The sequence below is a fragment of the Mycoplasma anserisalpingitidis genome (assembly GCF_007859615.1).
Taxonomy (GTDB): Bacteria; Bacillota_I; Bacilli_A; order Mycoplasmatales; family Metamycoplasmataceae; genus Mycoplasmopsis; species Mycoplasmopsis anserisalpingitidis.
Genome location: NZ_CP042295.1, coordinates 677,455 through 691,627, shown reverse-complemented (window position 1 = coordinate 691,627; position 14,173 = coordinate 677,455). Strand labels below are relative to the sequence as shown.

Here is a 14,173-nt window from a genome sequence, read left to right as displayed (position 1 = left end):
ATGAAAACAAAACTAAAAAATATCATTCTTGGTGCTTCTTTAGTAGTTTCAGTTGGAACTTCAGTTGCTTTATTATCAGCTAAAGCTGTAAATAATAAAAATAACACAGAAAATCAAAATATTGTTCCAATTAAAAGAACTGGATTATCTTTTAATTTAGCTGAATTAGAACTTAATGTTAAAGATGAGATATTAAAAACAAAATATGCTAGTGATTTTTCAGATTCATATCCAAGGTTATTTAAGAATGATGTTTCAGCATTTTATGAGCTAAAATACAAAAATTATTGAGAAAATCAATTTAAGTTAAAAGATACTAATGACTTTACTGACAAAAATTTTTCACTGATAACTAAAAAACTTAGAAATATTAATGAATTATATTTAGATTATAATGTGACTTTTTATAGCTATGCTAATGACTTTACTGGTGAATTATTCCTAAAAATTATTCTTGTTGATAAGGAAGATCAAAAGCTTTACAATGATAAGAAACTTGAATCAAGTAAAATCAGAAGATTTGAACATTTATATAAAGTAAGTGGATTTAAAAAACTTGAAAAAGAAGAAAATTCTAATTATTATAAATTTTACCCACATTCAGGTTCAATAAGTAAAATAAAAATCAAAGACTACATCAAAAGTTATGAAACAGTTGAAAAATTCAAACAAACAATTTCTGATAGTTATAAAAGTGAAAAAGCTCAAACATTAAATAGCCTACTTTTAGATGCTGTTAAATACACAAATTCTACAAACGTTGATTATTCAAGTGTTAGATTACAATTAAACGTTAATGAAAATGATCCTGATTTAGTTTCATTAAATATACCAGTTTATTCAAAGGTGTACGAAGCTAATGAAGAAGAATTGTCAAAAATCAATGAAAAAGTTAATGTTGCGAATAATATACAAGTTGAAATGTTTTACTTAGACTTTCTTTATGCTAATGAAATCTATGATTTGTTAACTGTCACTCAAAAAGATGGTTCACATATTTATGGTCTAACTATTGATGAGATTTCTAAAGGATATGATGAACAAACAATGAACTATAATAATTTAAAAATTGATGTAGTAAAAACTCCAGGTACTAGCGATGAAAAACATAAGGAAAATCAAGCAAAATTAGAGAAATTACTTGAAAAATTTGATATTCAATTTTATCCTCCTGTGAGAAATGTTGAAACAAATTGTTTAGAAATTCAATATAAACTAATTCCACATAGAACTTTATTTAATAAAGAAAATAGTTTGATTGAATTTGACTTTACTTCAAAATTTATCACTCCTTCAAATACAAATGATAAAAAAGGATTTTCATTAGAATCTTTTAAAACAGAATCTAACTCTGATGAAAATAATACTAATAGCGAGGAAAATGACAATAGTCAGGAATAATTCCTGGCTTTTATTTTCTGCTTGAAAAATACTAAAAAATTAAGCAAATAAAAATAAGAAAATATTTCAGTAAAAAAACCTTATAAATAGTGAATAAATTTTTAATGTGTTAAAATATAAATGATTTAAAACAATAATACTTAGAAATTGAAAAATATAGGAGAGAAAATGAACTTAATTAACAAAAGAAGTAAATTAGTTGCTACAATCGGTCCATCTAGTGACAATTACGATACATTACGTTCTTTAATTGAAAACGGAGTTACAACAGTTAGAGCTAACTTCAGTCATGGAGATCACTCAGAACAATTAAATAAATTTGTTCTTGGACAACAAATTTCAAAAGACTTAAGAATTCCTGTTTCATTAATGTTAGACACAAAAGGACCAGAAATTCGTGTTGGAAAAATGAAAGATGGTGTTCAACAAATTAAAGCAGGTACAGAATTACTTATTTGAACTACAGAAGATAAATACAAAAACTTTGAAGGAACAGACACTGAAATTACAGTTGCTTACGATATGTCAGCTGACTTAATTGTTGGTAACCAAGTTTTATTAGATGATGGTAAATTATCTACAGTAGTTACAGAAGTTGGTAAAGGTTATGTTAAAGCTAAAGCTGAAAACTCACACAAATTAAAAACAAACAAACGTATTAACCTTCCAGGTGTTGACTTTACACTTCCATTCTTAGCTCAAAAAGATATTGATGACGTTATCTTTGGAATTAAAAGTGGAATTAACTATGTTGCTGCTTCATTCGTTAACTCAGCTAAAAACGTTAGAGAATTACGTGAATTATTAAATGCTAATGGTGGAGAACACGTACAAATTATTTCTAAAATCGAGTCTCACTTAGGAGTTACAAATATCGACGAAATTATTGCTGAATCAGATGGTATTATGGTTGCTCGTGGAGATTTAGGATTAGAAATTCCTTACTATGATGTTCCATACTTCCAAAAAGTTATGATCAGAAAATGTAGAGAAGCTGGAAAACCAGTTATTGTTGCTACACAAATGTTAGACTCAATGGAAAACAATCCACATCCAACACGTGCTGAAGTTACAGACGTTTACCTTGCTACAGAATTAGGAGCAGACTCAACAATGCTTTCAGGTGAATCTGCAAACGGTAAATTCCCACTTGAAGCTGTTAAAGTTATGTCAGCAATCAACAGAAGAGCTGAAAAAGAATTCTACTCAAAAAATTACTATGATGTTCAACTTGAAGAAGTACGTAAAAACTCAGATCCAGAAAACCCACGTTCATTAATTGCTTATGAAGTTGCTAATAGAGTACGTCGTGGAGATTACAAATACGCTATTGTTCTTTCAAGAACAGGACAATTACTTAAAGAAGTTGCTAAATTCCGTCCAAACACAGCAATTATTGGTATTGTAAACGATGAAAAAATGATTAACGCTTTTGGAGCTACATCAAGTGTGTTCACATCAGTAGACTCATTACGTTTATTCAATGAAATCAAAAACAACCATGCAAGTGCTATCGAAGCTTTAGAACCATATGAACCACAACCAGGTGACAAATACCTTGTTGTTGAAAATCATTCAATTACAGAACACGTTGTTAAATAAGTCAATATGAAAAAAGTTAAGTGATTAAACTTAACTTTTTATTTTTCTAAAAATTTTTCATCAAAAATTCCAATATAAGGAAGATTACGCATCTTTTCCTTGTAGTCTAATCCAAAACCAACTAAAAATTCATTTGGTACAAGAAAACCGAATTTATCAGCATTCAATTGAACCTTACGATTATAAGGTTTGTCAAGAAATGTCAATATTTTTAATTTATTTGGCTTTCTAGTTTGTAAAATATCTTTAATTTTATCAAGGGTTATACCTGAATCAATGATGTCTTCAACAACTAAAACGTCCTTATTTTCAATGTCATTAGCTAAATCCATAATAATTTTAACACTTCCGCTACTTGCATGTGAACCTGCATAGCTTGAAGTGATCATAAAATCGATTGAGTGATCAACGCTAACACTTTTAATTAATTGAGCCATAAAAGGCATGGCACCTTTTAATAGACAAACAATTATTAGATTTTTGCTATCCTTAAATTCTTCATTAACTCAGTCAGCAAGTTCAACAATTTTTTGTTCAATTTCTACTTGAGAATATAAAACTTTTTTGATTCTTTTATCTACTAAAGTCATAACTATAATTCCTCGTCTTCTGACATTTCGTTATACATATGTTCTTCGGTCTCTTTAACTTTTTTATTGATGCCTTTTCTAAGTTCTTCAACAATTTTTTCGGCTTGGGCAACCCCTGAACGTTTTTGTTGTTGTGTATTGGTCTTTTGATCAGATTCAAAAGTAACTTTTAGTTTCTTATCTTTTTTGTTTTTGTTATTCTTATCTTTTGCTTCATCTGTGTCGATTATGTTAAAGATAGGAATAATTAACGGAACACGTCTTCTTTCTTTGTGATATAAAGTTGAGAGACGATCAATGATAAGTTGTTTTAATTCAGGGATTGTTCAATTTGAATTATTTCTTATACAGTGCAATATTGAACCATGAACAATTCTTTTAGTTTCTTCAATTAGTTTTGTTGAATTTTTAACAAAGAATGCTCCACGGCTTATGATTTGTGGTTTTCCGATGATTGAATTTGTTTTCTTATTGATTGTTAAAATAGTTGAAACAAATCCTGAAGTTCCTAATTTTGCACGTTCTTTAATTAATGCTGCATTAGTATTTAAAATGGATGTACCATCAATATAAATTGGTCCATAATCAATCATTTCGTTTGTAGGAGTAATAACTTCATCCTTCATTTCGTAAACTCTTCCAGCTTCAGGAATAATAATGTTATTAGGATCCACACCATTTTCAACACCACTTTGACCATGTACTATTGACATTCTATATTCACCATGATATGGAATGAAATATTTAGGTTTTGTTAATTGAAAAATTTTATCATGTTCATGACGATAAGCGTGTCCAGAAGTGTGAAGATATCCATCGGTACCATTTTCTTTTATTGTAGCACCTAATTTATAAAGTCTATTTATAAGTAATTCAATCACCATTCTGTTTCCGGGGATTGGACTACTTGAGAAAATTACTGTATCACCTTTGGAAATTTTTATTGATGGATGTTTACCATATGACATCCTTGAAAGAGCTGCAAGTTGCTCACCTTGTGAACCAGTAGTTAAAACAACGAGTTTAGAATCATCAATCGATGAAAGTTGTTTTTTATCAATAAAAATATCAGACGGAACATCGATATAACCTAATTTACGTCCAATTTTAATTCCTTGAATCATAGAACGACCAAAAGTAACAATTTTTTTATCTAACTGAGCGGCTAGTTCAATAATAACCTTAACTCTAGTTAAATTTGATGCAAAAGCTGTAATAATGATTTTGCGTTTTGCATTTTCCATATGCTTTTTGATATCAACTAAAATATCTTTTTCGCTAGGTGAGTGAAAAGGGCGCATTGCATTAGTTGAGTCACTAAGTAAAGCAGTCAAACCTTGTTTTCCAATTTCATCTAAACGAGCAAAGTCGGTGTAGTTTCCAATAGGCGTATAGTCAAATCTAAAATCTCCTGTACACATAATTTTTCCATGTGGAGTTGTAATTCTTACACCGAAAGCATCAGGAATTGAGTGTTGTGCAGTTCAAAAATCTACTACAACTCCTTTTGGGAATTTATAAGTGTCATTTTTGTCAATTTCAAAGAATTCGATTTTGCGTGTTATTTTATGTTCTTCAAATTTAAGTTTTAAGTAACTAATAGCAATTTTAGGTGCAAAAATTTTCTTGAGTTTAGTTTGTTTAACTAAATAAATAACACCACCGATATGGTCTTCATGTCCATGTGTTATAAATAAAGCTTCGACTTTTTTATTAGGTAAATTTAAGTATGAATAATTAGGAATAATTCCTTTAATTCCTGTTGTGAAAGTATCAGCAAATTTAATTCCAGCATCAATTAAAAAGATGTGATCATCTTGTTCAATTAATAGGGTGGCTTTACCAATTTCCTGAACTCCACCTAAGGGTATGATTCTTGTTGGGTTCATCTTTTCTCCATGTATTTTGATTATTGAAAATAAAAAAATATTTAATATAAGATAAGCTATCTTAATATATAAATGTATTATATAAGGATATTGAAAAAATAAAAGAATTTTAGTTGTGATTAATCAACTTTTTTATATGAATTAAATAAAAATCTGATTAGTTAACTAATCAGAAATTCATTAGATATCAAGATTTTTCACAAAACGCGCATTTTCTTTAATAAATTCACGTCTAGGTTCAACTTCTTCACCCATAAGAGTGTTGAAGTATTTTTTAGTTTCAATAACATCATTAATTTGAACTTGTAACATATTTCTTGTTTCAGGGTTCATTGTTGTATCTCAAAGTTGTTCAGGGTCCATTTCTCCAAGACCTTTGTAACGTTGAATATTGATTTTTTGGTTAGGATTTAATTTAGCTAAAATGGCATCTTTTTGTTCATCATTATAAGCATATTCAACAGTTTTATTTTGTTGAATTTTGTAAAGTGGAGGTTGAGCAATATAAATAAATCCATATTCGATCAATTCACGGAAGTAATTGAAGAAGAAAGTTAAAAGAAGTGTTCTAATGTGTGCGCCATCAACGTCGGCGTCAGTCATGATAACAATTTTGTGATATCTTAATTTATTTATGTTGTAATTTTCACCAACACCAGTTCCGATAGCTTGAATTAAGTTAAGAATTTCTTCGTTTTTAAAAATTTCATGAGCACGTGCTTTTTCAACGTTAAGAATTTTACCTCTAAGTGGTAAAATAGCTTGAGTTTTACGGTCACGACCCATTTTAGCCGAACCACCAGCAGAATTACCCTCAACAATGAAAAGTTCGCTAATTTCAGCGTTTTTTGAAGAACAATCAGCTAATTTACCTGGTAAACCAGCATTATCAAATGCAGTTTTACGTTTATTACTTTCAGCAAAGGCTGCAGTGTCTAATCTGTTCTTTCTGGCTGCTTTAGCCATATTTATAATAGCTTGAGCAATTACAGGATCCTCATTGAGAACTCTTTCTAAATATTCACTTACCACTTTATTTGTAGCGATTCTAGCATCTTTAGAACCAAGTTTAGCTTTAGTTTGTCCTTCAAATTGAGGATTTGAGTGTCTAATTGAAATTACAGCTGAAAGACCCTGTGTTAAGTCATCTTTATTGAATCTTTCATTTTCATTTTTTATTAATTTGTTACGTAATGCGTAATTATTAATAGTCTTTTCTAAAGCGAAAAGGAATCCTTGTTGATGATGTCCACCTTCACTAGTAAAAATATTATTTACATAACTGAATACTTTAGGAACACTTGAATATTCCTTAACGTATTGCATAGCCACTTCAACTTTAATTCTTGCATCACTTTCAAATTCACCATCATTTTTATTTGAAACATATTCTTCAGAAACATAGAGGATTTGATCGTGTAATAATGGATAACCTTCATTTAGTTCTACAACATAGTCGATAATCCCATTATCAAACTTAAATTCAGTAAATGAATTATCTCTTTGATCTTCAATAGAAATGTATAAACCTTTATTAAGGTGAGCAATTTGTTTAGCTCTATCAACAATTTTTTCTTTATTGAAAGGCTTTCTTTCCATAATTGTGTAATCTGGAAAGAATTCAATTGTAGTACCAGTTTCATCTAATGGACAATTACCAATAATATGTGTTTTTTCTTCAATATGTCCACCATTAACAAACTTAGCTTGATATACGTTTCCATCTCTTTTTACAGTAGCAATCATCAATTTACTTAAAGCATTAACAGCACTTGAACCCACACCATGGAGTCCACCAGAGAAGGCGTATGAATCTTTGTTGAATTTACCTCCAGCATTAGTTTTAGTAAGAACTAATTCGATTCCACTTAAACCACTTTGTTGGTTAATATCAGCAGGTATTCCACGACCATTATCTGTAACAATAATGTGATTTTCTTTAGTAATAAGTATGTTAATTTTGTCACAAAAACCAGCTAGATGTTCATCTACTGAGTTATCTAAAATTTCTCATACTAAGTGATGTAAACCTGTTTCGCTGGTAGAACCGATATACATACCAGGTCTTAATCTAATGTGTTCAAGACCTTCTAGTTGTTGCAAACTATTAGCATCATATTGTTGTTTATTTTGTTCCATTTTTCACCTCAATTTATAACTTATAAATTATTTTTAAATTATATCAAATTAAATGAAAAATACCTACATTATAAATTGAGACACTTTCAACTATTTGCAGTATTGTTATATCAGTTTTGATTTAATAATTTATGGAATAAATTTTCATATTTTATCGAGCTTAAAACGATTTTTGACTAAAACTCTATATATATAATCTAAATACACTACGAACTGTAAAATTTTTCATTTTTTTTTTTTTTTATTTAATATTTTAATATGTGTATAATATAAGCGAGGCCAAATGTGGTAAAAATAGTATCGATTGCAAATGTACAGCTATATTTTGCCTCAAATACAAAAGAAAAGGATAAAAATGAAAAATAATAAAAAATTAGTTATTTTATCTTCTTCATTAGGTGGTTTAACACTTGCTGCTGGTGCACTTGCAGTAAGTTGTAATAACGAATCTAAAACTACACAAGAAGATTTAGAACTTGAAAAATCTTCAAGTTCTATCGTTGTTAAAAATGGTTTAAGTTTACAACATGCATCATCTTTAACAACAAATGACTTCGAAGTAAAATCTACAAGTAATAAGAATGAAATTTTTGTTTATACAATTACAAAAGTTGAAGTAAACAAAGAAACATTTAAAGTTAATGTTGAAGCTAAAATTACAGCTTTAAACAATAATGAATTAACTCCAGTTGTTCTTACACAAGAATTTGATGGAAATGAAATTGTTCCTGAAATGTTCTTAAAAGAAAAGAATAAATTGAGAGAAACTTTACAAAAAGCTACTATTGAAACAGTATATGTAGGTGAAACAGAAAAGGCTGATTTATACTTACCATCATTATCTTCTGTTGAACTTAAAAAATTATTTGAACTCAATGGTAAACCAACAAATAAAACAACAAATGAAGTAATCGAAGCTGTTGAAGCATCTATTCAAGGTGTTAAAGCTAAAAATGATACAGCTGAAATAACAGTATTACTTAGAAGTTTAGTTCAACCAGATGTGTTTGCTGAAATCACAGTTTTACATCCAGGTTTCAAAAATGAAACTCAATACAATGAAGAATTAGAAGCTAAAAAAGCTGAAATCGTTGCATCTGAAAAAGCTAGATTAGAAGAATTAGCAAAAACATTGAAAGTTACAACTGTTGAAGGATTCAAAAAATCATTAACATTAGCTAGTGATGCACAAATTGAAAACTTCCTTGTATTATTTGATGAAAATGCTAATGCTACAGCTGAAGTTACAAAAGTAACTGGTGATAATAATGCAGCTAAAGTTACAGTTGAAGTAACATTAAAATCAAAAGTGGAAGGTGCAGAACCTTTAGTAGTTTCTGTTGATGTTCTTGGATTCAAAGAATTCTCTAAAGAAGCTTTAGAAACAAGCAACACTCTTCAAGAATTAGTATCACAACTTAAATTAGTTCACGCAAAATTAACTGAAGCAAATGGTACAGCAAAAAAAGCTGAAAAATTACTAAATGGTGATAAAGCAAATTATCAAGCAGTTCTTAAAGTTAACACAGATGTTTTACCAGAAGGTGTAACATTTGAAGTAGTTTCAGCTAGAACTACAGTACAACACCCAGAAACATTATTAGTTACATACGCAATTTCTAAAGATGGTGTTTCAGTTTCTAAAGAAGTATTAGTAAGTGGATACAACTTTGAAAGCAAAAAAGACGAAACTGTTGATACAAATGCTGAAATTCAAAAAGTTTTAGATAAAATGGCTGCTTCAGCTGAAGCTCAATTCAAAGATGAAACAGTTTATGTAAATAAAAATTTAGCAAATCTTAAAAACAAAAAATGATATTTAGCTTCACAATATGCTGAAGAATTCAATAATGAAAAAGCACTTAAAGATTTTGATTTAGCTAAATCAATTCTTGCTTTAACATTCAAAGATTCTAAAGAAGCAAACGCTCAAGTAGTTACACCAGAAAGTGGAAAATTTGCTGTTAAAGATGTTGTTGTAACAGAATCAACAGACGGTAAAAATGAAGGTATAGTAAAATTAAGTGTAACAATTGAATCAACAGACCCTAGAGTTGACAAAACTAAATCAGTACCTTCAAGAACTTTTAATGTTGAAATTAAAGGTTTCATGGGTCAACAACATGTTGATAGTTTACAACAAGCTTTAAGAAGAGTTCTTAATGCAGCGTCTGTAAAGAATGATGCAAACAATAAAGGTCTAAAATTTGAAATTAATAAAATCAATAGAATTCCTTCTACACCAGTTTCTATCTTTGAAGGTAGTCAAGCAAGTGAATACTATAAATATTTTGAAGCTATTAACGGATTTGTTACAACTGGATTAGATGGAAAACCTACCGATTTAACACCTGAAATAATCGTTAATGAAATTCAAAAAGTTGAATATTTCAAAGGATACCCAATTCAAGCTTCTGACGTTAAATTAGAAGAATTAACAACAGATGTAAAAGTTACAATTAAAGAAAATGGAACAGTTAACGCAATTGGTAAAGTTTCAGTTAAACTTCCAGGAATGGACAGAATTAATGCTGATGATTCAAGAACAAACATTGTTGATGGATTCTTATCAGATGCTAAATTTGAAGAATTAAAAACAAATTGATATAAAACAGCTGTAAACTTCATTAGTGCTAATATCCAAAGTGGTGATGCTATTGTTATTTATGACAGAGATGGTAAATACTTCAGTAATGAAAAATCAAAATCTACAATAATTGAAGCTCTTAACCACATTGATAACATTGTTTTCCAATCAATGGATGATGGTGCTTTCTTACCAAAAGAAAAAGTATTTTCAGATAACTCAAAACAAGCTATCGAAAACAATTTAGCTAATGCTGCATTATCAGAAACTGAACAATCAGTTAGAGATAGACATACAGCTAAAAACCCAGAAGATCAAATTTATGCTGTTAAATTAAAAGTATTAAGTGCTAAAAAATCTGAAACTGATACAAAATCAATTTCAATTAAATATACTTTAGTTTCACCATACTTCTCAGATTGAACATTAGAAACACTTGACTTAACACAAAACTTTGAAATTAATGGATTTGTTTCTATTGAAGAATATAGAAAAGAAGTTCTCAAAGAACTTAAGAATTTAATCGATGCTCAAAATGTCAAAAAAGAACCAATTGTTGAAGTTGACTACTCAGGTAAAGCAACAACATCAGTTGATGCTGCAATTAAGAAAACAGGTGACAAATTTGATAATTTAACAAAAGTTTCATACAAATTTGTTGATGGATTGGATATTAACAAACTTGTTAATACTGACTCAATTTTATATAACATTGACTTAAGTAAATTTAGTTTCAAACCTACAACTTTAGCATCTAACGCCGCTAACTCATCAACAGTTGATGGTAGAGATGGTAAAGTTGATGTTACAGCTGAATTATCAACAACAATTGGATCAGAATATGGAATTAAAACTGTAGATAAAATTGAATTAACTAAAGCTACTGTTGAAGGATTCTTAGCTACAGCTGCTGCTGAAAAAGCAAGACTTAACGAACTTAAAGCTCAATTTGCATATAAAGGTATTGTTTCAGTTCTTTTAGATAAAAATGCTAATAGAGATGACAAGATTAAAGAATTAGAAGAATCAGGTGATTTTGATTCAGCTACTGCATTAAGAAAATTAGGTGAAATTAACATCAAAGATGTTGCATTAAATACTACTGATTTCAAAGCTATTGCTACATATGGAAGCAATTTAAGTGATAAATCAGCTAATGCTGCTGTTGTTATTGATACTACATTATCTGAAAAAACTGATGGAAATATTAAATTTAACTTCAAATTTACATCAACATTACAACCAAATGTTTCATCAGATAATAAAGCATTCACATTTGGTACATTCGCTAGAACAAGTGCTGATGCTGCTCAAGGATTATCAAAAGAAGAACAAGATAAAAAAGATAGTTACGAAAAAGCTATTGCAGCATTTACAGCTTCTTACAAACTTAAAGCTGATGCTGATAAAACAAAAGACTACTACATTGGAAAAGTTACTCCTAAAGATGTGTTAAATTACATTCAACCTTCAAATAATTTAGAAGAAGCAAAACGTAACGAATTATTCACATTATCACAATTAAATTCTGAATTAACAGGTAAAGCTACTTTAAGTATTGAATTCAAAGAATTTGAAGACAAAGTAAACCAAAACAATAATGATAAAATTGTTGTTACATACAAGATTACAGATAAATTAAATCCAAAAATTGTTGTAAGTAAAGAAGTTATTGTTCAAGGTTTCTTAACAGAAATTGCTAAAGAACAAAAAGCTCTTGAAGAATTAACCAAAAACTTAAAAGAAGCAACATGAACACGTGTAGCTGAAAAAACTAATTTCTTACCATCAATTTTATTAAATGCTAAAATGTATGAAAGTGGAAAAGAAAAAGAAACATTTATTGATAGATTAAATAAAGACAAAGATTCTACTGAAAAAACATTAGCTCAAAAGATTGCTGATTTAGAAACTGAATTTGAAGTTACCGGTTTAAATAAATCAAAAGCAAAAATTTCTTCATATATTAAATCAATTGAAGCTGATGATAAAAACGGTGTTCTTAAAGTAAAAATTGATTTAAGTTCTGCTAAAGAAGGATTTGAAAATGTTACAGTTGAAAAAGAATTATTAATCAAAGGTTTATCAACAACTGAAACATACAAAACTGCTTACGAACAAGAAGTTGCTAGATTAAATAAATATGCAACAGAAAACAAATTCTCATTTGAATTTAAATCATCTGACGTTCAAGCTACAGCAGATGATCTTGTTGGAATTAAATCTGACAAAAATCCATACTGAGAAAAATTCGCATTAGTAAGTAAGAAATCTGGAGAAGTTTCAACAAATGATTTAGCTGTTCAAAACATCAAGTTAGTTGTTGAAGCTGTTGAGTTTGGTGTTAAGTCTACAGATGTATATGTAACATATAGATTAGTATCATCTGACAAAACAAAAGCTTACTCAGAATTAGATGAAGTCTACACAGGAGCTCAATCATCATTAATTAAAACTTCAGTATTAACAACAAACTTAATTACTCCTGAAGAAAAAGAAAGCGCAAGTGGATTAAGAAGAGTTGAAACTGAACAATACTTAACAACAACAAATAATAGTTGAAATGATTCATTAAAATCATTACAAATTAAATCGTACAATAAGGTATTTTCATTAGTAAATGAAGCACAATTTGTTGACAAATTGTATTCAAATAATTCATCATATGAATTAAATAATGGAAAAATGGTAGTGTTTGCTGGGGATAAAGAAGTTAAAGATAAATCAAGTGTATTAGCTTCTGAAGTAACCGGTCTTAAATTAGTTAACTCAGCAGATTACTTAAAATTCGGTGGATTAGAATTAGTTACAAGTGACACACAAGTATTATCTACAAATGATAATTCAGGTGTTGTTGAAGTAGCATTTAGAGTTTCATCAATCGAATTCCCAGAAATTGTTTCACCAGTTCTTTATGCAAAAATAAGTGGATTCAAAACTAAAGCTGTTGAAATCGACGATAAGAAAAAAGCTGAACAAGAAAAAATCTACAACTGAACACTTGCTTCAAAAATTGCAAAAACAGGAAATATCATTACTAAAGATATCGTTAACAAAAAAGGTGAAAAAGAAATTATCACTTACGACGAAATCTTATCAGGAAATGCTGATAGCAAATTACAATTCTACTTACCAGGTGCTAATGCAAGTACATCAGATAAAAATGGTGCTTGAACAACCGCAAACAGTGGAAAAGCATTTGATATTAATGTTTTAGGAAAAGACAAATATGAAAAAGAAGCTCTTGAACTTAAAGCTACTGAATTATTTGTCGCAAAAGACAATGTTCACTTTGAACAAGACTTATTAAGTGCTAACCAATACATTAATGTTGTTGTTAAAAATAGAGTTGATGTTGATGGAGATATTCTTGTAACTTACGCTGTTCAATTATTATCATACAACGAAGAAACTAAAGAATTTACTCAATTAGCAGAAGTAGAAAACAGATCATTATTAACTCAATTACCTACTGAAGCTGAATTAGCTTACAGAAAAGAATTCTTATCTGCATTAGCTAAAGCTGAAGGTTCATTCATTTCACCAAAAGCAAGCGAAATGACTGCTGAAAAATTCGTTGAGACATACAAAGCTGCTAAAGAAGAAGAAAAAGCTGGATTATTACAATCTGCAGTTCTTTACAGTAATAGTGGAAGTGTAAGTGCTTCTGACTTAAAAGTTGTTGTTGAATCAGTTGAATTAGATTCTAAACATGTTGGACGTGTATTAGTAACTTACCATGTTTCTAGTGCAAAAACAACAGGTGAATATTCTAAAGATGAATACGTTAAATTAGGTGAAAATGTTAAAACAAAACACTCAAGCGTTTTAGGATTCTTATACAACAAAGAACACACAAGTGTTGAAAAAATCGATAATACAAAACCTATCGCTCCTGCAACAAACCCTTCAAATTAATTTAATAAAGAACACCACATTTATTAAATAATAGAAAAATCAGGGAA

General features: G+C 29.1%; 6 protein-coding genes. 3 read left to right on the top strand and 3 right to left on the bottom strand.

Going from position 1 to position 14,173, the window contains the following annotated elements; all coding sequences use genetic code 4:
- Complete coding sequence (locus FRW55_RS02790) at positions 1–1,401, top strand: MAG1430 family protein (protein ID WP_146368634.1); 1,401 nt, start codon at positions 1–3, stop codon at positions 1,399–1,401.
- Between the two features lie 168 nt (positions 1,402–1,569).
- A complete protein-coding gene (gene pyk, locus FRW55_RS02785) occupies positions 1,570–3,003 on the top strand; it encodes a pyruvate kinase (RefSeq protein WP_146367506.1) in 1,434 nt (477 codons plus the stop codon).
- A 38-nt stretch (positions 3,004–3,041) separates the two neighbouring features.
- On the opposite strand, the gene hpt is transcribed toward pyk, so the two are convergent.
- The 3 genes from hpt to FRW55_RS02770 form a co-directional block, all read right to left on the bottom strand.
- Entirely contained in the window at positions 3,042–3,593 is a 552-nt protein-coding gene (hpt, locus tag FRW55_RS02780; RefSeq protein WP_146368633.1) for a hypoxanthine phosphoribosyltransferase, read from the bottom strand.
- 2 nt (positions 3,594–3,595) lie between these two features.
- Positions 3,596–5,482, bottom strand: coding sequence for a ribonuclease J (locus FRW55_RS02775; protein ID WP_146368632.1), 1,887 nt, complete (start codon positions 5,480–5,482; stop codon positions 3,596–3,598).
- Positions 5,483–5,662: 180 nt separating this feature from the next.
- Positions 5,663–7,621: a DNA gyrase/topoisomerase IV subunit B gene (locus FRW55_RS02770; protein ID WP_146368631.1), complete on the bottom strand. Its 1,959-nt coding sequence runs from the start codon at positions 7,619–7,621 to the stop codon at positions 5,663–5,665.
- A gap of 355 nt (positions 7,622–7,976) precedes the next feature.
- Here FRW55_RS02770 and FRW55_RS02765 point away from each other — a divergent pair, with 355 nt between their 5' ends.
- Entirely contained in the window at positions 7,977–14,126 is a 6,150-nt protein-coding gene (locus FRW55_RS02765) for a hypothetical protein (RefSeq protein WP_146368630.1), read from the top strand.
- Positions 14,127–14,173 lie beyond the last annotated feature (47 nt).